This window comes from Luteolibacter sp. (genome assembly GCF_058122085.1).
The window spans coordinates 1-24,005 of the sequence record NZ_JBIKBQ010000062.1; the positions used below are offsets into that span (position 1 = coordinate 1).

The 24,005-nt window shown below is 61.0% G+C and carries 24 protein-coding genes and 2 pseudogenes; 22 read left to right on the forward strand and 4 right to left on the reverse strand.

The window, feature by feature from the left end; all coding sequences use genetic code 11:
• Positions 1 to 230: 230 nt before the first annotated feature.
• The 9 genes and pseudogenes from AC4DF4_RS10665 to AC4DF4_RS10705 all read left to right on the forward strand — a co-directional run bounded on the left by AC4DF4_RS10665 (position 231) and on the right by AC4DF4_RS10705 (position 9,447).
• Positions 231 to 869, forward strand: coding sequence for a DUF6288 domain-containing protein (locus AC4DF4_RS10665; RefSeq protein ID WP_490048132.1), 639 nt, complete (start codon positions 231 to 233; stop codon positions 867 to 869).
• Entirely contained in the window at positions 869 to 1,063 is a 195-nt protein-coding gene (locus AC4DF4_RS10670; RefSeq protein WP_490048109.1) for a hypothetical protein, read from the forward strand. Before AC4DF4_RS10665 ends, AC4DF4_RS10670 begins: the two co-directional genes overlap by 1 nt.
• A 353-nt stretch (positions 1,064 to 1,416) precedes the next feature.
• Complete coding sequence (locus AC4DF4_RS10675) at positions 1,417 to 1,743, forward strand: hypothetical protein (protein ID WP_490048110.1); 327 nt, start codon at positions 1,417 to 1,419, stop codon at positions 1,741 to 1,743.
• A gap of 208 nt (positions 1,744 to 1,951) precedes the next feature.
• Positions 1,952 to 2,407 (forward strand): hypothetical protein, encoded by a 456-nt coding sequence (locus AC4DF4_RS10680; protein WP_490048111.1) that lies wholly within the window; start codon positions 1,952 to 1,954, stop codon positions 2,405 to 2,407.
• A 74-nt stretch (positions 2,408 to 2,481) separates the two neighbouring features.
• Positions 2,482 to 3,576 carry a homocysteine S-methyltransferase family protein gene (locus tag AC4DF4_RS10685; protein WP_490048112.1) on the forward strand — a complete coding sequence of 365 codons (1,095 nt, stop codon included), beginning with the start codon at positions 2,482 to 2,484 and terminating at the stop codon, positions 3,574 to 3,576.
• 70 nt (positions 3,577 to 3,646) lie between these two features.
• The gene (locus AC4DF4_RS10690; protein WP_490048113.1) at positions 3,647 to 4,036 is read left to right on the forward strand and encodes a GxxExxY protein; all 390 of its coding nucleotides are present in this window, start codon (positions 3,647 to 3,649) and stop codon (positions 4,034 to 4,036) included.
• Positions 4,037 to 4,096: 60 nt separating this feature from the next.
• Positions 4,097 to 7,528 (forward strand): annotated as a pseudogene (locus AC4DF4_RS10695) (vitamin B12 dependent-methionine synthase activation domain-containing protein); the annotation flags it as partial.
• An 11-nt stretch (positions 7,529 to 7,539) separates the two neighbouring features.
• The gene (locus tag AC4DF4_RS10700) at positions 7,540 to 8,160 is read left to right on the forward strand and encodes a TVP38/TMEM64 family protein (RefSeq protein WP_490048114.1); all 621 of its coding nucleotides are present in this window, start codon (positions 7,540 to 7,542) and stop codon (positions 8,158 to 8,160) included.
• 45 nt (positions 8,161 to 8,205) lie between these two features.
• Positions 8,206 to 9,447, forward strand: coding sequence for a competence/damage-inducible protein A (locus AC4DF4_RS10705; RefSeq protein ID WP_490048115.1), 1,242 nt, complete (start codon positions 8,206 to 8,208; stop codon positions 9,445 to 9,447).
• Here the strand turns inward: AC4DF4_RS10705 and AC4DF4_RS10710 are convergent.
• The 4 genes from AC4DF4_RS10710 to AC4DF4_RS10725 all read right to left on the reverse strand — a co-directional run bounded on the left by AC4DF4_RS10710 (position 9,440) and on the right by AC4DF4_RS10725 (position 13,202).
• Complete coding sequence (locus AC4DF4_RS10710; RefSeq protein WP_490048116.1) at positions 9,440 to 10,615, reverse strand: hypothetical protein; 1,176 nt, start codon at positions 10,613 to 10,615, stop codon at positions 9,440 to 9,442. The genes AC4DF4_RS10705 and AC4DF4_RS10710 overlap by 8 nt on opposite strands.
• Complete coding sequence (locus AC4DF4_RS10715) at positions 10,612 to 12,012, reverse strand: efflux RND transporter periplasmic adaptor subunit (RefSeq protein WP_490048117.1); 1,401 nt, start codon at positions 12,010 to 12,012, stop codon at positions 10,612 to 10,614. Before AC4DF4_RS10715 ends, AC4DF4_RS10710 begins: the two co-directional genes overlap by 4 nt.
• A 36-nt stretch (positions 12,013 to 12,048) precedes the next feature.
• A complete protein-coding gene (locus tag AC4DF4_RS10720) occupies positions 12,049 to 12,726 on the reverse strand; it encodes a hypothetical protein (protein WP_490048118.1) in 678 nt (225 codons plus the stop codon).
• 200 nt (positions 12,727 to 12,926) lie between these two features.
• Complete coding sequence (locus AC4DF4_RS10725) at positions 12,927 to 13,202, reverse strand: HU family DNA-binding protein (RefSeq protein WP_490048119.1); 276 nt, start codon at positions 13,200 to 13,202, stop codon at positions 12,927 to 12,929.
• Between AC4DF4_RS10725 and AC4DF4_RS10730 the strand changes: the two genes are divergently transcribed.
• From AC4DF4_RS10730 to AC4DF4_RS10790, 13 genes and pseudogenes are all read left to right on the forward strand, one after another.
• Positions 13,201 to 13,380, forward strand: coding sequence for a hypothetical protein (locus AC4DF4_RS10730; protein WP_490048120.1), 180 nt, complete (start codon positions 13,201 to 13,203; stop codon positions 13,378 to 13,380). The genes AC4DF4_RS10725 and AC4DF4_RS10730 overlap by 2 nt on opposite strands.
• A gap of 225 nt (positions 13,381 to 13,605) precedes the next feature.
• Positions 13,606 to 14,451 carry a F0F1 ATP synthase subunit A gene (atpB, locus tag AC4DF4_RS10735; RefSeq protein WP_490048121.1) on the forward strand — a complete coding sequence of 282 codons (846 nt, stop codon included), beginning with the start codon at positions 13,606 to 13,608 and terminating at the stop codon, positions 14,449 to 14,451.
• Positions 14,452 to 14,526: 75 nt separating this feature from the next.
• Complete coding sequence (locus tag AC4DF4_RS10740) at positions 14,527 to 14,751, forward strand: ATPase (RefSeq protein WP_490048122.1); 225 nt, start codon at positions 14,527 to 14,529, stop codon at positions 14,749 to 14,751.
• 78 nt (positions 14,752 to 14,829) lie between these two features.
• On the forward strand, positions 14,830 to 15,393 hold the full coding sequence (locus AC4DF4_RS10745; protein WP_490048123.1) for a F0F1 ATP synthase subunit B: 564 nt from the start codon (positions 14,830 to 14,832) through the stop codon (positions 15,391 to 15,393).
• 23 nt (positions 15,394 to 15,416) lie between these two features.
• Positions 15,417 to 15,809 carry a F0F1 ATP synthase subunit delta gene (locus AC4DF4_RS10750; RefSeq protein WP_490048124.1) on the forward strand — a complete coding sequence of 131 codons (393 nt, stop codon included), beginning with the start codon at positions 15,417 to 15,419 and terminating at the stop codon, positions 15,807 to 15,809.
• A gap of 39 nt (positions 15,810 to 15,848) precedes the next feature.
• On the forward strand, positions 15,849 to 17,390 hold the full coding sequence (gene atpA, locus AC4DF4_RS10755; protein WP_490048125.1) for a F0F1 ATP synthase subunit alpha: 1,542 nt from the start codon (positions 15,849 to 15,851) through the stop codon (positions 17,388 to 17,390).
• A 51-nt stretch (positions 17,391 to 17,441) separates the two neighbouring features.
• On the forward strand, positions 17,442 to 18,335 hold the full coding sequence (gene atpG, locus AC4DF4_RS10760; RefSeq protein WP_490048126.1) for an ATP synthase F1 subunit gamma: 894 nt from the start codon (positions 17,442 to 17,444) through the stop codon (positions 18,333 to 18,335).
• 39 nt (positions 18,336 to 18,374) lie between these two features.
• The gene (gene atpD, locus AC4DF4_RS10765; protein WP_490048127.1) at positions 18,375 to 19,838 is read left to right on the forward strand and encodes a F0F1 ATP synthase subunit beta; all 1,464 of its coding nucleotides are present in this window, start codon (positions 18,375 to 18,377) and stop codon (positions 19,836 to 19,838) included.
• A 31-nt stretch (positions 19,839 to 19,869) separates the two neighbouring features.
• Positions 19,870 to 20,283 (forward strand): ATP synthase F1 subunit epsilon, encoded by a 414-nt coding sequence (gene atpC, locus AC4DF4_RS10770; RefSeq protein WP_490048128.1) that lies wholly within the window; start codon positions 19,870 to 19,872, stop codon positions 20,281 to 20,283.
• Between the two features lie 72 nt (positions 20,284 to 20,355).
• Entirely contained in the window at positions 20,356 to 21,906 is a 1,551-nt protein-coding gene (locus tag AC4DF4_RS10775; RefSeq protein WP_490048129.1) for a SulP family inorganic anion transporter, read from the forward strand.
• A 750-nt stretch (positions 21,907 to 22,656) separates the two neighbouring features.
• A pseudogene (locus AC4DF4_RS10780) lies at positions 22,657 to 22,971 on the forward strand (UvrD-helicase domain-containing protein); the annotation flags it as partial.
• Between the two features lie 86 nt (positions 22,972 to 23,057).
• Entirely contained in the window at positions 23,058 to 23,405 is a 348-nt protein-coding gene (locus AC4DF4_RS10785) for a 3'-5' exonuclease (RefSeq protein ID WP_490048130.1), read from the forward strand.
• Between the two features lie 172 nt (positions 23,406 to 23,577).
• The gene (locus tag AC4DF4_RS10790) at positions 23,578 to 23,871 is read left to right on the forward strand and encodes a BrnT family toxin (protein WP_490048131.1); all 294 of its coding nucleotides are present in this window, start codon (positions 23,578 to 23,580) and stop codon (positions 23,869 to 23,871) included.
• The last annotated feature ends 134 nt before the right edge of the window (positions 23,872 to 24,005 follow it).

The following is a 24,005-nucleotide window of genomic DNA, read 5'->3' on the forward strand; positions in this document are numbered from 1 at the left end:
GCAGAGCACGGCGGCGAAGGCGATGAAGAGGATTTCGCCGAAATGGTGAAGAGTGTGCCCGCCGTCGCGCGGGTCCTTGATGGACGCGAAGACATCGAAGCCTTCGGGAAAGCCTTGGGAATAGTCGATTTTGTCGGGATTTCTTGGCATTCAGGAAGACTGAAGGCACAAAATACGGTGTACAAGCCTGTTAGGAAAGCCTCCCGTGGTATTTCCCTAATGGAGGAACCCTGATGGCCGCCGTGTTGTTCAACCTGCTCGATGAACTTCAAGCCACCGGATGTTTCGCCCGCATGAGTCTCGCTTCCCATGGTGCTGAGCGCGACTGCGGCCATACCGGCAACTTCTGGAACATGACATGGGCGATGCCCGGCGTGGCGCAAGCCGGCCCGCAGGCCAGCGGCGCGTGGATGGACGAGTTCGGCGCGTGGTCCTTCGATCTCGCCCGCGGCTGGGACGGCGCCGTCCGCCATCAAGGCCCTCCCGAGGTGAAGGACGACAGCACCGGCAACTGGGACGCCACTGGCGCCTACCTTCTCGCCTACGCGATGCCGCTCAAGAACATCTGGCTCACCGGCAGGCGGCGCAGCCAGATCACTCCACTGACCGCCGAAGTCGCGAAACAGACCGTCCTCGACGGACGGGGGTGGTCGCAGGGCGACAAATTCAGCGCTTACGACAAGCTGGGCGTGGAGATGCTTTTCGAGCGCCTTTCCAGTTGGTCTCCCGTGGTGAGGGAGCGCGCTGCGATCGCGATCGCCCGGCGCTCGCCCAGCTCAAGGGAAAAGCCGAGGAGGGAATCCAAGCCTGCGTGGACTACGCGCGCTCCCAGAATCCGTGGGCCAGCGAGAAGCGGACCGCCGAGCTGATGAAGATCCTTTGCAGCTACGGTGCCCGTGCGAAACCGGTTGTTCCCGAACTCAAGCGGATCGCCGATGATTTCGCCAAAGGTGAACCGGATTTTCCCAAGGCGTTGAGCCTCCAGAAGGCCGCCTCCATCCGCGAGGCGGGCAGCAAGATCGAAGCCTCTACCGAGAATCCCGCGCTTATCCGGATTCAATAGAAAGCGCAACCGAACGAAGCACGAAAAGATTCCCGCGCAACGTGGCGGCGGTTTCCAACCGCCATGTCTCGCGCGGAATCATCCTGGTGACTTGGAAGGTGATAAAAGAAATCACGCGCCACCGTAAGTTACCGCGCCGTCCCATCCGCCGTGAAATTTTCCTCTCGTTTTTAAAAAGTTGCCACTGGATGGGTGGTCTTCGTGGCGACCTCGGTTGGTGCCATGCATGCGGCAAGCTGCAATCCGGAGCCGGCCACCAGCGTGGTCACCTATGAAGCCTTCGGCGCGGTCGGCGACGGGGTGACCGATGACCTGCCCGAGACTGCCTGGTTTTGGTCGAGAACAAGAACCAGATGCACTTCATCCGCCGCGGTCTGAACCAGAACGACGGGGTCGAGCAAAAAGAGGTTTTCATTCTCCGCCGGGACGGCTCGATCGAGGGGGCGATCGACTGGGACTACGACGTCGTCACGCGCGTCGAGGCCCGGCCGATCGACCCGGAAACACTGGTTCTAAGAGGCGGAGTTTTCACCAATATCGCCAACAGGATGAAGCAGGAGAGGGGATCCGGCTACTGGGACCGCAACATCCTCATCAGACGTTCCAGAACGGTGGCGGACGGAGTGACGCAGCCGTCACCGGCGAGACCGATATCGGGCAGCCCTACAGTGGTTTTCTGAGTGCCCAGCAGTGCGCTAACGTCATCCTGCGCAATTGCGTGATCGACGGGAGAAAGACCTATCAAAAATCGGCAGCGCGGGCAAACCCGTCGCCATGGGCACCTACGGATAACGGGCCGACCTTGTGGTGGACTTCCGCATGATCCACTGCCGGATGGGGAACGACATCCACGACCGCAGCCGCTGGGGGCGGGGCGCCACCAATTTCATGAAAAACATCCTGGTCGAGGACTGCGTTCTCTCCCGGGTGGACGTCCACATGGGCGTTTCCGGGAGCTACATCATCCGCCGCTCGACGCTCGGTCATGCGGGACTCAACGCGATCGGCAGGGGGCGTTTGATTGTCGAGGATTCCACGCTGCACGCCCGCGTCAACCCATTCCTTGACGTAGCGGATTCCCTCGGTGGCGTTTTGGTCATCCACATCGCACAAGGCCACAATGTTTTCCCCGGCAAGGCCCTGGAGATTGAGCGCGCCGCGGCCCCCGACTCCGATGCAGGCGAGGTTGATCCTGCTGTTGGCCGAGGGCCCGGAACGGGCGATCGCGAAACGCGGGGCGAGCCAGGCGCCGGCGGCGAGGGCGGTGGTCGAAGTGAGGAACTGCCGGCGGGTGGTCGTCATTGGAGTCATGGTGGTCTTGTCAGTGGATTTAATGTCCCTTGAAAACTCCCATCATCATATCCAGATATGAAGATTTGACGCTTGAGCGGGCCCGGAATGGGGCTTAACTTCCGCCCATGCCGCGGACTGACCCCACTTCCGAACTCCAAAAAGCCCTCGCCGAGCGCATTTTCGTGCTCGATGGGGCGATGGGCACCACGATCCGGACCTACGGACTCAATGAGTCCGATGCCCGCGGCGAGCGTTTTGCCGATAACGAAAAGGATCTCCTGAACAACGGCGACATTCTCTCGATCACCCGCCCGGAAATCATCGGCGACATCCACAAGCGCTTTTACGAGGCAGGATCGGACATTTGTGAGACCAACACGTTTTCCGCCACCGGCATCGCGCAGAGCGAGTTTTTTGTCGAGGACCCGCGCGAAAAGGGTGGCCGGAAAGACCCGGAGTTCTTCCAGAAAATCCTCGAAAACCCGTTCCTCAACGATCTCGCTTGGGAAATGAACGTCGAGTCATCCCGCCTCTGCCGCAAGTGGGCGGACGACGTCGGCACCGACACCGGCCGCAAGCGCTACGTCGCCGGTGCCATCGGGCCGTTGACCGTCTCACTCACCAATTCCCCCGACGCCAACGACTCGGGCTTCCGCGTGGTGACCTTCGATCAAGTGCTCGCCGCCTACAAACACCAGGTCCGCGGCCTCATCGAGGGCGGTTGCGACATCCTGATGATCGAAACGATTTTCGATTCCCTCAACGCCAAAGCCGCCGCCGTGGCGGTGCAGGAAGTCTATGACGAAGACAAGGTGCATCTTCCCCTCATCATTTCCGCCGCCGTCGGGCTGGGGGGGGAAACGATGATTTCCGCGCAAAAAGTCGAGGCGCTGTGGAATGCCTTCGCCCACACCAAACCGCTCGCCATCGGCCTGAACTGCTCGCTCGGTCCGGACCTGATGCGCCCGCACCTCGAAGAGCTCTCCGAGTGCGCGGCCACCTGCGTTTCCTGTTATCCCAACGCCGGGCTGCCCAACCCGCTCGCGCCCACCGGCTTCGACCTCGATCCGCAGCACATGCACGACTACATGGCGGAATTCGCCAAAGCGGGTCTGCTCAACCTGGCGGGTGGCTGCTGCGGCAACACGCCGGAGCACGTCGCCGCGATTGCCAGGGCCGTGGCGAAATACGCGCCGCGGGAGATTCCCGTTGTTCGATAGGATTGAAGCGCAGAGACGCAAAGGGCGCGAAGGGAACGCAAAGGAGAAAAATTAACAACACTGGGATGAGATGAAGGAATACCTGAACAAGCTATCAAACGAAGTGATTGGGGCGGCGATTGAGGTTCCCCAGGATTTGGGGCCAGGACTGCCCGAGTCATCCTATGAAGCCAGTTTGCAACATGAGTTGAGCCTCCGTGGAATCAGCTCGGTGAGGCAATTGCTTCTTCCAATCACGTACAAAGGGCTGGTGATCCCCGACGCCTATCGCATCGACTTGCTGGTTGATGGCTGCCTGATGGTCGAACTTAAGACGGTCGAGGCCTTGCAGCAGATCCACTCTTCGCAACTCCTAACGTATTTACGCATGTCCAACAACCATCTCGGACTCCTTATCAATTTCCGGACCGTGCTCCTCAAAGACGGCATCAAGCGCCTCGTCCACAACTTCCCATCTTAACTCTGCGTCCCTTTGCGACCTCCGCGCCTCTGCGGTTAACTCTTCTCCTAAATGAAAACCATTCCCCACGCCCTCCGTCTGTCCGGCACCGAGGCCTATAACCACACCGCCGACAAGCGCTTCCTGATGATCGGCGAGCGCGCGAATGTCGCGGGCTCCCCGCAGTTCGCGAAGCTCGTTAGAGCCGGTGACCTGGAAGCCGCCGTCGAGGTGGCGCGCCAGCAGGTCGCCAACGGCGCCAACGTCATCGACATCTGTTTCGACGACGGCCTGATCGACGGCAAGGCGATGATGAGCCGTTTCCTGCAACTGCTCCAAGGTGAGCCGGACGTCGCGAAAGTGCCGATCATGGTGGATTCCTCGAAGTGGGAGATCCTCGAGGAAGGCCTGAAATACCTGCAAGGGAAGGGGATTGTGAACTCGATCTCGCTCAAGGAGGGCGAGGAGAACTTCAAGAAACAAGCCCGCCACATCATGCGCTACGGCGCGGCGGTGGTCGTCATGGCCTTCGATGAAAACGGCCAGGCAGCATCCTACGAGGAGAAGATCCGCATCTGCGAGCGCGCCTACCGGATTCTTGTCGATGACGTCGGCTTCAATCCCGACGACATCATTTTCGACCCCAACATCCTGACCGTCGCCACCGGCATCGAGGAGCATAACAACTACGCGCTCGATTTCATCAACGCGACCCGCTGGATCAAGGAGAACCTCCCCGGCGCGAAGGTCTCAGGCGGTGTCTCGAACATTTCCTTCTCCTTCCGCGGCAACAACAAGGTCCGCGAGGCGATGCACTCCGCGTTTCTCTATCACGCCGGACTGGCGGGGATGGACATGGGCATCGTCAACGCCGGCATGCTCGAGGTTTACGACGAGATCCCGAAAGACCTGTTGGAATGCGTCGAGGACGTGTTGCTGAACCGCCGCCCGGATTCGACCGAGCGGCTTCTCGAACTCGCGGAGAGTTATAAGAACGTCGGCGGCAAGAAGATCGAGGAAGACCTGTCATGGCGCGACGAGCCGGTGGAAAAACGTCTCGAACACGCGCTGCTCCGCGGCATCGACAAATACATCGACGAGGATACCGAGGAGGCGCGTCTGAAATACGTGCGTCCGCTCAAGGTGATCGAAGGCCCGCTGATGGATGGCATGGGCGTGGTCGGCGACCTGTTCGGAGCCGGGAAAATGTTCCTGCCTCAAGTGGTGAAATCCGCGCGGGTGATGAAGAAGGCCGTCGCCTGGTTGTTTCCGTTCATGGAGGCGGACAAGGCGGAATATCTCGCGGGCGACATCGCCGCGATCAAGCTGGAGAACCCCGCGCTCACTGATGACGAGGCGCTCAAGCTCGCGGAACGCGGCCGCTCGGCAGGTCGCTTCCTGATCGCCACGGTGAAAGGCGACGTTCATGACATCGGCAAGAACATCGTGGGCGTGGTGCTTTCCTGCAATGGCTTCGAAGTCACCGACATGGGCGTGATGGTTTCATGCGACAAGATCCTGGCAAAAGCCAAGGAGCTCGGGGCGGATGTCATCGGTCTATCCGGTCTGATCACGCCGTCGCTCGATGAAATGGTCCACGTCGCCAAGGAAATGGAGCGCCTCGGTTTCAAGGTGCCGCTGCTCATTGGCGGCGCGACGACTTCCGCCGCGCACACGGCGATCAAGATCGCGCAGCATTACTCGGGACCGGTGGTTCACGTGCTCGATGCCTCGCGCTCGGTGCCTGTCACCACGTCACTGCTGTCGAAAGACCAGCGCGACGCCTTCGCCCAGGAGAACCGCGAGAAGCAGCAAAAACTGCGCGACAACTTCCTCGGCGGGCCGAAGAAGGACACCCTCACTCTCGCCGAAGCACGAACCGCCGGCCCGAAGTTCGACTGGTCTAACTATTCGCCGCCGGTGCCGTCGTTCACCGGCACGCGGACGATCAAGAGCCCGTCGCTGCGCGAGCTCGCGAAGTTCATCGACTGGACGCCGTTCTTCCACGCCTGGGAACTCCGCGGCGTGTGGGACCGGGAAAACCAGATTCTCAAAACCAAAAACGCCGAGGGCGCGGCGGAAGCCGGCAAGCTCTATCAGGACGCGATGGCCTGGGTGGACCGCATCATCGCCGAAGACCGTTTCCGGGCGGAAGGCATCTACGGATTTTTCCCCGCAAACGCCGCAGGCGACGACATCATCGTCTGGAGCGACGAAACGCGGACGACGGAGCGCATGCGTTTCCACAGCCTCCGCCAGCAGCTCAAGAAAGACTCCGGCAAGCCCAACGTCGCGCTGGCCGACTGGGTCGCGCCATGTAGCGGCGATCACCGGTCGCCGCGAATGGCCCCGTCATTCCTCAACCCCGAAAAATCCATCGCCCGCAGCGACAAAAGCCATCTTCCTCACTGGCACCAGGACGGAGCCACCTATGCCATCACCTTCCGGCTCGCTGATTCACTCCCGCAATCCGTCCTTACCGAATATCAGCAGGAAAAGCAGGAAATCCTTCTCAAACACAAGCAAGCCGAAGACGCGGGAGACGCAGCTCTTTCAGCTCAACTCAAAAACGAACTCGAAGGCCTTTACAACGAGCGGATGGAAACCGCGCTTCACGCCGGGTATGGTGAATGTTGGATGAAGCGACCCGAGATCGCGGATATTGTTAAAAACACGTTGTTTCGTTTCGACGGTGATCATTACGACCTCGGCCCGTGGTGCGTGATGCCGAATCACGTGCATTTCCTGGTCAAGCCCAGGGAAGGCTTTTCGTTGTCGAAGATTTTGCAGGGGATCAAGTCGGCTTCGGCGAAGGAAATTAATATTCTGTTGGGGCGCGAGGGCTCGCTTTGGCAGAAGGAATCTTATGATCACATTGTCCGGGATGCGGATGATTATTGGAATCAGCGGAGTTATGTTTTGGGGAATCCGAAGGCGGCGGGGCTGGTGGATTGGGAGTTTGTGGGAGAAAACGGCTCGCGGCGACCGGTGATCGCCGCTACGCCGGATTACATCGGCGGATTTGTGGTCGGCATCCACGGCGCACATGAATATGCCGAGGAGTTGGACAAGCAGATCGATCCTTACGGCTCGATCATGGTCAAGGCGATCGCCGACCGCTTCGCCGAGGCCTTCGCGGAGTTCCTCCACCACAAGGCGCGCGTCGAGTGGGGTTATGAAACCGAGGACGAGCTCACGCACGACCAGTTGATTCATGAGAACTATCAGGGCATCCGTCCCGCTCCCGGATATCCCGCGCAGCCCGACCACACCGAGAAGCCGCCCTTGTTCGAGTTGCTAGGTGCCTCTGTCGAAACCGGCGTGACACTCACGGAAAGCTGCGCGATGCATCCCGGAGCGGCGGTTTGCGGGTTGTATTTCTCGCATCCGGAAAGCCATTACTTCGCGATTTCCGAGCTGCGGAAAGATCAGGTCGAGGACTACGCCCGGCGCAAGGGCATCAGTTTGGAGGAGGCCGAGAAATGGCTGGGACCGTGGCTGGGATACGCTTGAGCTAACTGACGATGAGGCTGGTAATTTGGTTTCTCGGACTCGCGATTCTCGTTCTCGGAACCTGGGTGATCTGGGGCGCGGGCTGGGACGAGCGGTTCACCCTCGAGGGAAGCGTGGCGTGGCTCAATAGCGCCGGGCCGTGGGCTTGGGCGGCGGGAATTGCATTGTTGATCGGCGATTTGGCGTTGCCGGTTCCCGGCACGGTCGTGATTTCGGCGCTGGGTTATATTTACGGGGCTTTCGTCGGTGGCTTGGCGGCGGCCGCTGGATTGATGTTAGCCGGGATTACGGGCTACGGCTTGGGCCGGCTTTGTGGCGAGCGGTTCGCGCGGCGCTGGCTTGGGGAGTGCGATTATGAAAAGGGCCGGCGGCTTTTTACTAACGGCGGCGGCTGGGTGGTGGCCTTGTCGCGGGCGCTGCCGATTCTACCGGAAGTGATTTCCTGCACGGCTGGACTGGTGAGGATGCCGTTCAGACGATTCACGGTGGCCTTGGCCTGTGGCAGCGTGCCGATGGGATTTCTGTTCGCGGCGATCGGCCGGGCTGGGCACGAGTCGCCGGGTTGGGCGTTCGGTTTGAGCCTGCTGGTGCCGGGGTTGCTTTGGCTGGTGGCTGGCAGGATCGCGCGTTGAAATATCCGGCCTTGAGTCGCCGCCGGGATGTCGCAGATTCGCGACGTGAAAATCGAAGTCATCAACACCGGAACCGAACTCCTGCTGGGTAACACGCTCAACACCCACGGCGCGTGGTTCGGCCGTGAGTTGTTCAAGCTCGGCCTGCGGATTTCCCGCCAGACGACGGTGCCGGACGGCGATGCGATCCGCGACGCGCTGCAGGAAGCGCTCGGTCGCGCGGATGCGGTGATCGTGACGGGCGGGTTGGGGCCGACCAGCGATGACCTCACCCGCGAAATCACGGCCGAGGTGCTGGGCTTGGAATTGATCACGGACGAGGCGGCGTTGCGCTCGCTGGAAGGCTTTTTCGCCCTGCGCTGCAGGCCGATGGTGGATGCGAATCTCAAGCAGGCACTCTGTCCGGTGGGCGCGGATATTTTACCGAATGCGAATGGCACGGCGCCCGGAATCTACGTCCCGCCGCGGCTCAACGGGCGGTCGAATTGCGCGATGTTTCTGCTGCCGGGACCGCCGCGTGAACTTTATCCGATGTATCAGGCCGAGGTGGTCCCGCGCTTGCTCGCCTTGGCGGGGGTGGAGAACCTGCATGAGGCGCTGGTGCTGAAATTCACCGGAATTGGCGAGAGCGATTTCCACCAAGGCATCGACGCGCGGCTGGCGGCGGTTCCTGGCTTGGAATACGGCTACTGCGCGCACATCGGCGAGGTGGACTTGCGTTTGATCGGCGCTGCGGCGGCGCTGGTGGAGGGGCGCGAGATCGCGCTCGAACGGTTCGGCTCCTATCTGATCAGCGATGATGAAAGTTCATTGGAAGAGACCGTCGTCCGCTTGCTCAGGGAGCGCGGGATGACCTTCGCCACCGCCGAGAGTTGCACGGGCGGGCTCATCGCCAACCGGATCACCAACGTGCCGGGCGCGAGCGAGGTTTTCACCCATGGCTTCGTGACTTACGCGAACGCGGCGAAGACCGGGATGCTCGGAGTTTCCGCGCAAGACATCGAAACGCATGGTGCCGTTAGCGAGGTCGTCGCCCGCGCGATGGCGGACGGAGCGCTCCAGAAGAGTGGCGCGGACATCGCGGTGTCTGTCACAGGCATCGCCGGTCCAGGCGGCGGTTCGGAGGAAAAGCCGGTGGGCACGGCGTGGATCGCGGTGGCGGCGCGGGACGCTCCGACGGAGGCCTTCAGCGTGTTTCATCCGCGCAATCGCAAGGACTTCAAACTCGCGGTGAGTCAGGCGGCGCTCGAGGCCGTGAGACGGCGGTTGAAGGCGCGAATCAGTTAAGAGGCCGATCTGCCAGAGTGTCCCGGCACCAGGCGAGGGCCATGAGCGAGTAACCGGTGCCGTAGGCCTGGTGGTAGTCGTAGAGCGGATAGTCCCACCACGATCCGTCCTTTTCCTGGCGTTCCAACAGAATCGCGGCGAGGCGTTTCGCGTAGGCGGCGTGGGCTTCCTTGGGCAGGAGTTTCACGGATTCGGTGAAATAATAGATGCCGTAGTAGTAGAAATAGCCGGCGATCCGGAACGCGCCCTCATGCGGGACCGGGCGTTTGCGGACGTTGCTGAGGAAGCCTTCGCGGGCGAGGAATCGGTCGGCCCAGGTGGTGAGGACTTCGTCGGTGACGGCTTTTTCGCCATAGACGCGGAGGGCCGCGTTGCAGGCTTGGGAGCGGGCGAGCGAGCCGGCGGGGCGGTTGATGTCGCTCCGCGGTCGCATCCGGTGGTTGAACGAGTAAGTGTAGGAGAAGTCCGGCGTGCGCTGATAGTTAATGCTGTCGATGGCTTTGCGGACGAGCTTCTCATCGGGTTTCACATCCATGGTGGCGCTGGCCTGATCCATCGCCAGGAGCAAGGTGGCGGTGGTGAAGGCGGTGGGGATGCCGGAAGGCTTTTGGGTGGTTAGGTTGTCGAAGACGTCGAGGTAGCCCCAGCCGCCGTTGATGTCGGCGTAGCGGTTGGCGAGATCGATCTGGCCTTGGGCGAGGGCGGCCCATTCGGCTTTTTTCGCGGGATCCTTCTCGCGGGCGTGGAGGCGGGAGATGGCGCGGAGTCCGTAGGCGTGGCCCCAGACATTGTAGGTGGTGGTGGGGTCCGCGCGGCGGAGTTTCGGCAGCTCGGCGGCGGTCCAGGCAGCGGCTTTGGCGATGGCGGCCTCGACCTCGGGGCGCGGGTCGGCGGCATCGATGAGGCCGGACAGCGCGAGGCCGGTAGCTCCGGCGCGGTAGGCGTGGTGGGCGCCGGGGAGGGGCGCGTAGATGTTGAGGTCCTTGGTGTGGGCGGCACTGCCCCATGAGCCGTTAGTGTTCTGACGGGTGATCTGGAAATCGACGCCGCGCCGGATGGAGGCGTCGAGGGACGCGCGGGTGACTTCCGGGAGTTCCGCTGGTTTTTCCTGTGCCAACGCGAACGTGGAGATCGTGAAAAACAGGGAGATGAGCGGGCTTGATCTCACGGCACGACGACGACTTGGCCGGCTTCGAGGCCGGACAGGATTTCGGTGTCGTCCTTGGACACCCGGCCGCGCTTGACGTGACGGCGCTCGGTCTTGCCGTCGGCGAGTTTGACTTCGACCGTCCAGCCGTCGGCGGCGAAGTTGAGGGCCTTGGTGGGGATGACGATGGCGGCCGCTTGCTGATAGGAAATCATGCGGACCTGGGCGGTCGCGCCGGCGGCGGGGACGGGTTCCTTGGGCCAGGTGGCGGAGAAATCCGCGCGGTAGGTGCCGTCGGGGCAGGGGGTGGCGGCGAGCTTGAGGAGCTTGACCGGGATTTCCACATCCTCGCGGCCGGGGAGGGTGGCGGCTCCGGTGAGTTCGGGCTTGAGCGAGCGGGCGGTCGCCTCGTCGAGGAATGAAACGAGGGCCAGTTTGGTGGTTCCGGGAACGAAGGTGGCGAACGCGGCGTGGGCGGGCGGGTGGCCGTGAAGAACGAGGGTTTCCAATATTTTCCCCGTGGTCCAGCGGCCGTTTTCGATGGGGCCGTGATAGAACCAGCCGTCGGCGGGGGCTTTGAACTCGAAGCGGGTGCGGTCGGCTTCGAGTTCGGCGAGTGCTTGTTTGGCGCGCTGGTTGGAGGTCGTCAGGGATTCGAGTTCGAGCTTGTTGAGCTCGATGGAGCGCGGGATGTCGGTCTCGGCCTTCTTGAGGGCGATGGCGGTGTCGCGCTCGGTGTCGGCGAGGGCCTTGGCTTCGCGGGGGAGGGTGACTTCGAGGGTGCGCTTGTGGTCGAGGCTTTCCATGCGCTGGGCGAACTCCGCGGCGGCGACGGCGTCCTGCTGGCGGACGAGGATGATTTCCTCGGTGTTTTCCGTGATGTCGTCCGCCTCGTACATCCTGGAGAGCTGCTTGAGTTCCTCTCGTTGGTTAGAAAGGATCTGGTTGCTGCGCTTGAGGGCCTGGGCGGCGCTGTCTTCGACTGCCTTGCGGCGGACCTGGGTGAAGTAGGTGTTTTCCTCCTTGGCGATCCCGGCCGTACGGCGGAGGGCTTCCAGTTTGTTAGCGGCTGTTTCCTGCAGGGTTTTCGAGTCCTGCTCGGCCTGCGCGAGGGCGAGCGAACCGGCTTCGAGCGCGCGGCGGGAGTCTTCGAGTTTCTTGTCGATTGCCTCGGAATCGAAGCGGACGAGCACGTCGCCTTTCGCCACCTTGGAGCCGTGGCTGGTGAGTTGGATGATTTTGAAATCGGTCCAGGCTTTCGGATCGAGTTTCAGAAGCACGCAATCGCCAGCCGGCAGGGCGGTGGTGTTGAAGGATTTTTCGACGGAAAAAGGCCGCGGTTCAATGGTGACTTCACCGGCGTGAGAGACAGCTGCGATCAAGGCGGGAAGGATGTGGAAAGGAGTGAGGCGGGCCATGGGTGCGGCGCAATCAAGCATGCCCTCGGAGAAAGATCAATCCGCGGCTTTGCCTTTCCGGGCGAGCCAGATCGGCAGGAAACGGGGGCGCTTCGCGTTGGGCGAGGAGGGCACGGTGAATTCCGCCACTTCGAAGCCCGAGCCCTGGAGGCGGCGGGTGAGGTTGGCGACGTGGCGCGAACCGGCGATGGCGAGCAGGCCGCCTTGCTGGAGCGCCTCGTAGGCGGCGGAAACCCAGCGGCGCTCGTCCACCCAGCTGCGGTTGCGCGGGCCGGTGGGGGAGGCGTCGAGATGGACGAGGATGGCGTGGAGCAGTCCGGCGTGGCGGAGGAGAGCCTGCGGGCCGCAATCGTTTTCCAGCGTGATGCGGCTGTCAGTCAGTAACGGGCTGTCGGGAATGTGGGCGCGGTGCCAGTCGGGGATGGCGGCGAGCGGCTCGGCGACGAAAAAGCTGGCGCGTTTCTGAGGGAGTTCCCTGGCGACGGCGGCGATGGTGTGGCCGAGACCGAGACCGGCGAACCAGATCTGCGGCTGGCGTGCGGGGCGGAACGGCGCGCAGGCGAGCCGGGCGAGTTCCTCCTCGGCCGCGCGGGTGGCGGGGCCGCAGATTTGCTGGCCGTGAACGAGGAGGGACTTGCGCCCGTCGTGCTCCTGGAGGGAGAGGATGTTCCCGTCGGGGAGTTGGGTTTCTGCGAGAGTGATTCTTGGTTTCATGGCTCTTGAGGCTTGCTTGGTCGGGCAGGGCTTAGTAGATCAAAAGCACTATGTCCACAGAACCTGCAACACCACGAACAAGAAGGGTTGGTTCTGAGAATTTAACCGCCTGATCGATTCAAAAAGAAAACCCCGGCCTGATGGCCGGGGTTTTTTGGTTTTTTAATGGTGGGTTAGGGAAGCTTTCGCCTCCCGGCAAATCACAAGCTGGCCTTGAGGACGGACGAAGGCTTGAAGCCGACCGACTTGGATGCGGCGATCTTCATGGCTTCACCGGTCTTCGGGTTGCGACCTTGGCGTGCGGCGCGCTTTTTGACCTCGAAGGTTCCAAATCCGATGATTTGGACTTTCTGGTCCTTCTTCACGCCAGCGGCGATGGAGGAGAGGACCGCTTCGAGGGCTTCGTCGGCGGCACGCTTGGTGGCGTCTTTTCCGAGGGCGAGTTGGATGGCTTCAATCAATTCAGATTTGTTCATGGCAGCGACGTTTCTGAGAATGGCACCGGGGCTTGGCAAGAGAAAATCTGTTGAAAATAAAGGGAGTTTTTTGCTGTGGCGGCTTGACTTGCAGGGGCTTTCTGGCTTGCGCCGCGCGGGATCCGGCGATCGGCGGATGACGGCGGGCCTGCCGGATTTTTTTGTTAGGATGGGTTAGCGCGTGTTCTGACGCGCGGTTCGGGAACCGGCGTGTGGTGCCGCGGGAGGCCGGGAGCGCCCGCTTGCCGATCGATATCGAGGGAGCTCGCCCGGTCTGGTGGCGCGGATTCCTTGCCAACCCGCGGAATCTCCAGGGCTTGTGAAATTTTTCACAAATAGAACTTGCGGAGGTTGGCGGCGATCCTTTAAAGACCTCGCGCCCGCCGACAGCAGGCTCCATTGCATGCGTTTTCTCCTCTCCACCACGATTTTCTGGATCCTGAGCCCGCTGGCGGCGTTTGCCTCTGAAGAGGGTGGGCATCACGCGCTGCCGCTATATGCCGACCGCGTGTTCGGCGATCTGCCGATCACCAACTCGATGTTGATGGTATGGGCCGCGGCTCTACTGGTAGTGCTGTTCTCGATGGTTGCCACCCGCCGGATGGCGCTCATTCCCGCTGGTGTTCAGAACCTCGCCGAGTGGCTGGTGGAAAGCCTTTACGACTTCCTCGAAGGGATCCTCGGCGCGCATCTTGTGAAACGCACCTTCTGGTTTTTCGGCGGAGTCTTCATCCTCATTCTCTTCACCAACTGGATCGGTCTTCTGCCGGCGGTCGGCACCATTAAATACGGTGGCTCGCCCATTCTTCGCGGGGGCAACGCCGACCTCAATATGACGGCCGCCCTCGCCCTCATCTTCACCGCTCTCTGGTTCTACTGGGCTCTCACCGAAAATGGTCCCGTCGGTTTCCTGAAACACATCTTCGCTCCCAAGGGCGACTTCAGCGGCTTCATGAAAATCTTCATGATCGTGATCTTCTTCGTGGTCGGCATCATCGAAGTATTCTCGATCCTGCTCCGTCCGGTCGCGCTTTCCTTCCGGCTTTTCGGGAACATCTACGCCGGTGAAAACATGCTGGAAACCATGATGACCCTGGTTCCCAAGTGGATGGCTTTCGCACCCGCGCTTCCGTTCTATTTCCTCGAACTGCTCGTCGGCCTCATCCAGGCGCTCGTCTTCATGCTTCTCACCTCCGTTTTCCTCAAACTGATCTGCGACCACGGAGACGACCACAAGGAAGCCCATTGAAATTTCCCGCCCTGACCATGACCTGATCGTGGGGAGCGGAAAAACCAACACAGACACACACCAACCACTAAATTCATGACCACACTCATCGACCTCAGCCCATTCCTCGGCGAACTCACAGGCAGCGTGCAATCCGGCATGGCCGCGATCGGTGCCGGCCTCGGCATCGGACTCATCGGCGCGAAAGCAGCCGAAGCCACCGGCCGTAACCCTGGCGCGTCCGGCGCGATCCTCACGCTCTCCATCATTCTTGCAGCTCTCGTCGAAGGCGCCTTCTTCGTCGCCGCTCTCGTCAAGTAATTCTTCCCTGCCGGCGGGTGCGTAGCCCGCCGGCGTTTTCCCTTTCCTTTTTCACGTTTCATCCAAGCTCACAGCGCCATGCTCGATTATATCAACGTTCTTGCGACAGCAGCCGAGGCCGCGCCAAGTTCCGGCAATCCTCTCGAAAACATCGTGAAGACGTTTCACGTCGAGTGGCCGCTTCTGATCGCGCAGGTTCTCAACATCGTGATCGTGCTTTTCGTCCTCAAGAAGTTCGCCTTCGGACCGATCCTCGCGATGCTCGAGCAGCGCAAAACCCGCATCGCCGAAGGTGAAAACAAGCTCAAGCGCATCGAGCAGCAGCTCGCGGAATCCGAAGCGACCACCGCCGCCGCCATCGCCAAGGCCAACGACGAGGCCGTCCGCCTGATCAACGAAGCCAAGCAAGGCGCCGCCGCTTTCACCGAGCAAAAAGCCCAGGAAGCGATCGCCAGCGCCCAACAGATCCTCGTCAAGGCCGAAGCCGCGGCCAAGGCGGACCGCGACCGTCTCAGCACCGAGCTGAAGCGCGAATTCGGCCGCCTTGTCGCCGCCACCACCTCGCAGGTCACCGGCAAGATCCTCAACGCCGACGACCAGAAGCGCATCAACGAAGACGCGCTCGCCAAGGTCGAAGCCTGAAATTTCATCTCTCTCACCTCTCCATGAAGATTTCCAAGACCGCCGCCGCCGCCGCTCGTCGCCTGTTTGGCCTCTGCCAGACGAACGGCCGGTTCGACGAGTCGAAACTGCGCACGGTCATTTCCCGCCTGATCGAGGCCAAGCCGCGTGACTACAAGGCGATCCTCGCCGCGATCCAGCGCCTGACCCGCCTCGAACTCGAGCGCCGCGAGGTGACCGTCGAGAGCGCCGTGGAAATCGACGACTCGACCCGCCAGCGCGTGGTCGCCGGTCTCACCAACCAGTACGGACCCGGCCTCGTGGTCCAATATCAAATCACTCCCGCCCTTCTGGGTGGCCTCCGCATCCGCGTGGGCAACGACGTTTTCGACGGCTCGGTCCAAGGACGCCTCGACCGCCTCGCCAACGCCTTCTGATTTTTTCAAACACTCTCACTTTTCAATAGATACCTTGTCATGAGCAGCATCCTTCAAGAACTCGAACAACAGATCGCCGGAATCACTTCCTCCGTCGCTAAAACTAACGTCGGAACCGTCCGCCAGGTCGGTGACGGTGTCGCCAAGGTCGAAGGTCTCTCCGACGTCATGCTCAACGAGATGATCGAGTTCGGTGGCGGCGTCACCGGGATGGCGCTCAACCTCGAGGAAAGCGAAGTCGGCGTCGTGCTTCTCGGTGATTACGCCGCCGTCAAGGAAGGTGCCGAATGCCGCACCACCGGCAAGTTGCTCTCCGTTCCCGTCGGCGAGGCCGTCCTCGGCCGCGTCGTCAACGCCCTCGGCGCACCCATCGACGGCAAGGGCGACATCGCCGCCGCCGCTTTCTACCCAATGGAGAAGATCGCTCCCGGCATCATCAAGCGGAAGTCCGTTTCCGTCCCCGTCCAGACCGGCATCATGTCGATCGACGCGATGATCCCCGTCGGCCGCGGCCAGCGCGAGCTCATCATCGGCGACCGCTCCACCGGCAAGACCACCATCGCCGTGGACACCATCATTTCCCAAGCCCTGCAAAACAAGGCGGCGGAAAACGGCAAGCTCCAGAACCACAAGCCGATGTATTGCATCTACGTCGCCATCGGCCAGAAGCTCTCGAACGTCGCCCGGATCCAAAAAATCCTCGAAGACGCGGGTGCGATGGAATACACCACCATCGTTTCCGCTTCCGCCTCCGACGCCGCCGCCATGCAGTATCTCGCTCCTTACGCGGGCTGCTCGATCGCCGAGTATTTCATGGACCAGGGAAAGGACTGCCTGATCGTGTTCGACGACCTTTCCAAGCACGCCGTCGCCTATCGCCAGGTGTCGCTGATTCTCCGCCGCCCGTCCGGCCGCGAAGCCTATCCGGGTGACGTTTTCTATCTCCACTCCCGGTTGCTCGAGCGTTCCGCGCGTCTTTCCGAAGCCGCGGGTGGTGGTTCGCTCACCGCGCTGCCGATCATCGAGACGCAGGCCGGCGACGTTTCCGCCTACATCCCGACCAACGTGATCTCCATCACCGACGGCCAGATCTACCTGGAAACCGACCTTTTCTATCAAGGTATCCGTCCTGCCATCTCGGTTGGTCTCTCGGTGTCCCGCGTGGGCTCCGCCTGCCAGACCAAGACGATCAAGTCCGTTGCCGGAACCACCAAGCTCGACCTCGCCCAGTATCGCGAGCTTCAGGCCTTCGCCCAGTTCGGTTCCGACCTCGATGCTTCCACCAAGAAGAAGCTCGATCGCGGCGCCCGGATCGTCGAACTCTTCAAGCAGAACCAATACAGCCCGCTCGCCATGGAGATGGAGTCCATCTACCTCTTCGCGATGCAGAACGGTTACTTCGACGACGTCTCCGTCGCCGACGTGAAGCGCTTCCAAGCCGCATTGGGTGATTATTTCAACACCCGCAAGGGCGACCTCCTCGACAAGATCCGCAACGAAAAGCCGGACCTCAAGAAGGACAAGGCGATGGTGGAAGCCGTCAGCCAAGGCATCGAGGACTTCAAGAAGTCCTGGAAATAAGCTCCTTCCTCTTCCTTGATTCTGGATTCCTGACTCTACCCTCTCGACAACATGGCAAACCTCCGCGACATCCGCCGGCGCATCAAGTCGGTCAAAAACACCGCGCAGATTACTCGCGCGATGCAGCTTGTCGCTGCCGCCAAGATGAAGAAGGCGCAGGACCAGGCGCTCGGCGGGCGTGAGTATGCCAAGCAGCTCACCCAGATGCTGTTCGACATGCGCAGGAACTTCGGAGAGGAATCCCACCCGCTGCTGGAGCGCCGTCAGGGCGGCCGCGAGCTGGTGCTGGTAATCTCCACCGACAAGGGCCTTTGCGGTCCTATCAACACCAACCTCGCCCGCAAGATCAAGTTGCAGGCTTCGCCAGACGCGCACTTCGTGACCGTCGGCCGCAAGCTCCGCACGATGGCCGAGAAGCTCGGCATCAAGGTCATCGCGGACTTCACCGTCAAGGACCCGGTGCCGTTCTCCCAGGCTCGTCCGATCGCCAAGTTCATCACCCAGCAGTTCCTCGACGGCAACTACGACAAGGTTTCCATCGCTTTCACCAGCTTCGTGAACACCCTCCGCCAGGAGTCCGAGGTCGTGACGCTGCTTCCGATCCAAGGCCACCGCCAGGGCGAGGATCAGGCGTTCGAGGAAATCGGTGCGGGATTCAAAGTCGAGGAACACCAGAACGATCCGGTGAGCGACTACATCTTCGAGCCAAGTCCGGCCGGCGTGCTCAGCGCGATTCTTCCGCTCTACGTCAATTACGAGGTCTTCCAAGCCATCATGGAAGCCCGCGCTTCAGAGCACTCCGCGCGGATGGTCGCCATGAAGTCCGCGACCGACAACGCGAAGAAATTCATCAAGGAGCTCACGCTCGAATACAACAAACTCCGCCAGGGAGCCATCACTTCCGAGCTTCTCGAAATCACCACGGCCATGAAGGCCATGGAGTGACCTGTAACTTTTAACATTGAACTTTTAACTCTTTTTCCCATGAGCAACCAAGGAACCATCGTCCAGATCATCGGCGCCGTCATCGACGCTGACTTCTCCAAGGCAACCAAGCTGCCTGAAATTTACAACGCGTTGGAGATCCAATACGTCCTCAACGGCGTGGATACCAAACTCGTTCTCGAAGTGCAGCAGCACCTTGGTGACGGCTGGGTGCGCGCGGTCGCCATGTCCACCACGGACGGCCTCAAGCGCGGCATGGCTCTCGCAGACCTTGGCAAGCCGATCTCGGTTCCTGTTGGAAAACAAGTTCTCGGCCGGATCTTCAACGTGACCGGCGACCTCGTGGACGAAAACGTGCCGATCGCCGACGCGAATTTCCGCTCGCCGATCCACCGTCCCGCTCCTGCTCTGACAGAGCAATCCGCCAACACGGAAGTTCTCGCCACGGGTATCAAAGTCATCGACCTCATCTGCCCGCTGCTCAAGGGTGGCAAAGGCGGCATGTTCGGTGGTGCCGGCGTCGGCAAGACGGTCGTCATCATGGAGCTCATCAACAACATCGCGAAAGCGCACGGTGGTTTCTCCGTCTTCGCCGGTGTCGGTGAGCGGACCCGTGAAGGAAACGACCTCTACTGGGAAATGATCGAGTCCGGCGTTATCGCCACCGAGAAGGACGAAAAGGGCCATCCGAAACTCGACGACCGCGGCAACCCGGTTCTCACGGAAGGCTCGAAGGTCGCCCTTTGCTACGGTCAGATGAACGAGCCTCCGGGCGCCCGTCTCCGCGTCGCGCTCTCCGCCCTCACGATGGCCGAGCACTTCCGCGACGAGGACAACCAGGACGTGCTTCTCTTCGTGGATAACATCTTCCGTTTCTCCCAAGCCGGTTCCGAAGTGTCCGCGCTGCTTGGCCGGACGCCGTCCGCCGTGGGTTACCAGCCGACCCTCTCCGAGGAAATGGCCGGTCTCCAAGAGCGGATCACCTCGACTAACAAAGGTTCCATCACTTCCATCCAGGCCGTTTACGTGCCTGCGGACGACTTGACCGACCCGGCTCCCGCCAACACCTTCGCCCATCTTGACGCCACCGTCGTTCTCGAGCGTTCGCTCGCCGAGCAAGCGCTCTTCCCGGCCGTCGATCCGCTCGCTTCCACCTCGAAGGCGCTCGCTCCAGACATCATCGGCGAGGAGCACTATCGCGTCGCCCGCGGCGTGCAGATGGTGCTTCAGCGCTACAAGGACCTTCAGGACATCATCGCCATTCTCGGTATGGACGAGCTTTCCGACGAGGACAAGATGAGCGTCTTCCGCGCCCGGAAAATCCAGCGTTTCCTCACCCAGCCGTTCCACGTGGCCGAGGTCTTTACCAACGTCCCCGGCGTCCTTGTCTCTATCGAAGACACCGTCAAGGGCTTCGCGCAGATCCTCGACGGCAAGCTCGACGACGTTCCGGAAGGCAACTTCTACATGAAGGGCAACATCGAGTCCGTTCCACGCGACTGAGAATTTCAGGTTTTCAGCATTTACCACCGCCATGGCTCTCCAACTTGATATCGTCACTCCCGAGAAGAAGATCTTCTCGGACACCGTGGACAACGTCTATCTCCCGGGAGCGGACGGAGAAATGGGCATCCTGCCGCAGCACGCCGGTCTTGTGACCGCGCTGAAGCCCGGCGAGTTGCGCTACCTCCACAACGGCAAAGTTGAAAGACTCGCCATTGGTTCGGGGTTCGCTGAAGTCTCCCAGTCCAAGGTCGTCGTCCTAACCGACATGGCGCTGGGAGAAGCCGAGATCGACGAACTCAACGCGGAAGAAGCGATCAAGCGCGCCCAGGAAAAACTCCAGGGCGTGGAGCACAGCATGGATGCCGAGGAAGTCGCCTATCTCCAGGGCGTCATCGCGAAATCCGCCGCCGCGCTGCACTTCAAGAAGACCTTCCGCCATTGAGGTTGATCCTTCGGAAATTTCAAAGCCCGCGTCGGTCTATCCGAAGCGGGCTTTTTTCGTAACCCGCTGGATATGTTCTCCCAATTCTTCCAAAAAAAACGCGGCACGTGGAAAGACGACGCCCTCGCCGGCCTGACCGTGGCTCTCGCGCTGGTTCCCGGATCGATTGCCTTCGCCTTTGTCGCGGGCGCGCCTCCGCTGGCCGGGCTTTACGCCGGATTCTTCGTCTGTCTGATCACCGCCGCGTTCGGTGGGCGCCCTGGCATGATCTCCTCGGCGGCCGGGTCGCTGGCGGTGGTGATGATCGCCTTGGTGGCGGAAGGGGATCGTCGCGGCGGTCCCGGCGCCGGACTTGAGTATTTGTTTCTGGCGGTGATTCTGATGGGCCTGATCCAGGTCGGGGTGGGCTTGCTCCGGTTAGGGCGACTGATCCGTTTGGTGCCCCATCCGGTGATGATGGGATTCGTGAACGGCCTGGCGATCGTGGTTTTCATTTCCCAGCTTCGCATGTTCCGTGAGCGGGACGGCGCGGCGGTGGGTGAATGGCTGCATGGCCTGCCGCTTTACACGATGCTGGGATTGGTGGCGCTGACGATGGCGGTCATTTACGTGTTGCCCAGGTTCACGAAGAAAATCCCGTCGTCTCTTGCCGCGATCATTGTGGTGAGTCTGGTGGCCCTTGGCCTGGAAACGCAGACGGTGGGCGATCTTTCCAGCGTGAAAGGGCCTTTTCCGCTGCCCCACTGGCCCGGTATTCCACTCACTTGGGAGACCTTGCGTTTCGTCGCGCCCTACGCGTTCATTTTCTCCATGGTGGGTCTGGTAGAAACGCTGATGACTCTGCAGCTCATCGATGAAATCACCGAGACCCGCGGCAAAGGCAACCGCGAAGCCATCGCCCTCGGCGCGGCTAACATCGTCGCCGGATTGTTCAAGGGCATGGGCGGCTGCGCGCTGGTGGGGGAGAGCCTCATCAACATCACCTCCGGCGGCCGCGGCCGGATGTCCGGGGTGATCGCGGCGGGCGCGTTGCTGGCTTTCATCGTGTTCGGCTCGCCGCTGATCGATCAAATCCCCATCGCCGCGCTAACTGGCGTGATGTTCGCGGTGGTGATCGCGACCTTCGAGTGGTCGAGCTTCAACACGATCGGCAAGGTTCCGTTTTCGGACGTGCTGGTGATCGTGGTGGTGACCGCGATCACCGTCTGGCAGGACCTGGCGATCGCGGTGTTCTGCGGAGTGGTTCTATCCGCTCTCGTGTTCGCCTGGAAGAGTTCGAAGAACGTGCGGCGCACGACGCTGGCGGATGCTGAAGGCGGGCGGATTTACGGACTCGAAGGGCTGCTCTATTTCGGCTCGGTGCGGGACTTTTCCGAGAAGTTCGATCCCGCGAAAGATCCCGACCAAGTGACCTTGGATTTCCACGACGCCCGCGTGTGTGACCTTTCCGGCTTGGAGGCGATCCGGTCGCTGGCCGAGCGTTACCGAAAAATCGGTAAAGTCCTGAACGTGAGGCATCTGTCGCCCGATTGCCGCCGGATGTTGGAACGGGCCGGAAGCATGGTGGATGTTCAGGTGGCAGACGATGATCCCGCCTATTTGGTTGCGCGCCTTGGATGGTAGGTAGGTTTTCGTCATAGCGGAATTCCGGCGTGGCCACCGACGAAAGGATTTTCTCCAAAGCGCGAACGCTCAGATCCCCCACCGGTCCTCAGGAGATCGGCCCCCGGCACCGCCATGCCGCTGAATTAAAACCTTATTCCATAAGGAGGAATCCTCGATACGGCTTGGCAACTTCCAAGGTTCTGATCCTCAGTGATCTGCGTGCCACTCCCAGCGCGTGGCGCCGGAGCTTCAGTTCCCGTGTCCGGTGCCGTGACGCGCGATGACCGGGCGCGAAAAACTCGATCCCGACGCTATTGGCCCGTGTTTCCACTGCCTGTTCCCCATGTAAGGACCCCCGTTACGCGTGGAACGAGTGCCTGTTCCCGTTGTAAGGACCCCCGTTACGCGTGGAACGGGTGCCCGTGCGCGATGTCAGCCCCCCTGTTTCACATGTCCGGGCAACCGTGCGTCATGAAAAGCCCCCGTGGCGGTGGGAAAGACAGGCAATTCCTGAGTGCTCCGGTAACGAGTGCAAGGCCTGGCTGCCGGGAATGACGGTGGTGGATGTGCGGCGGGCGGCGTGATTGAGAAAACCAACCCAAGCCCGCCGGGTCCGCGTGATCCGGCGGGTGTTTGGTTTTTTAGCATATCAGGAAAATCACCGAAAAGGATTTCACAGCGATTCCACAGGCCGCTGCCTCCTTCCCCAAAACAGATAGCTTTCACCTTGTCTCCCGCTCCCCAGCCCATCAGCATTCCTGCAATGCGATGACCTATCCTAACCCCGAGCAACGACAGGTCCTCGATCACCTTCACGGCACCTTGCTCGTATTGGCACCCGCAGGCACCGGCAAGACACGCATCATGGCGGATCGCCTGGCCGCCGTCATTGCCACCGGCATGTCGCCGGAGGTCACCCTCGGCGTCACTTTCACCAACCGCGCCGCCGAGCACATGCGCGGTGCCGTCCTGGAATCCTGCGGACCCGCCGCAAAACTCTGCCGCATCCAGACCTTCCACAGCCTCTGCGCCTGGATTCTCAGGCTCGAATCCCGCGGCCTCGGCCTCCCCTCGGACTTCGTCATCTACGACGAACAGGACAGCATCGACCTGATGCGCGAATGTCTCAAGGCCCCCGACATCAGCCCGGACTCACTCTTCCAATCCAGATGGACGAGGTCCAGGACACCCATGTTTCCGAATACGGAAATGAACTCACCAATCGCGCCGCCCTCGCCCGCAATCTCGACTTCCTCGCCACCGACGACGCCAGCACCCCCATCCTCACCGTCCACAAACCCAAAGGCCTCGAATTCGACACCGTCATCATCGCCGGCCTCGCCGAAGACGAGTTCCCCAGCTACTACGCCAAGCGAGACCTGAAACTCGAAGAGGAAAAACGCCTCTTCTACGTCGCCCTCACCCGCGCCAAGCGCCACATCATCCTCAGCTCCTACGGAATCAGCGACTGGGGCCACGAGAAGCCGCCGAGCAGTTTCCTCGCGGGCCTGAGCTGACAACTTTCCCACGGCTCCACAACATGTGGCGGCAAGAGGGAATCTCCACGCCGAATCGAATCAGCATTCATTCAGTCTTTCCTCTGAAAAGCCGCCTAGCACCGAAATATCGCCGACATTTTGAGAAACATGCCTTGAATCATCCAGCAATATGCCGTATTGCTCCTTGCGAATGAGCGAACTCTCTTTCGAATGGGATCCTAAAAAAGCGGCGGGCAATGCCGCCAAACACGGAGTTTCATTCGAGGAGGCAAAAACGGTATTCTACGACGAGGGTGCGCTTGTAATTTCAGATCCGGAACAATCCCTAAATGAGGAGCGTTTCGTCATCATGGGAAGAAGCAGCAAGCCACGCATCTTGGTGGTGGTCCATTGCTTCCGGAAAACCGGCTCATCCATCAGGATCATACCGGCCAGAAGGGCCGGAACAAAGGAACAGCAACCCTACTTGGAACAAAAGAAATGAAAGCGGAACACTGCCGTCCCACAGGCCGGGCACAGTGCTTCGTGAGCCTTGAATCTTCAAGGTTTTGAACGGGTTTTGGCAGAATGGCGATTGCGACTTTTTTGCAGGTGGTTGGCTTTTTGTGGATATAGCGC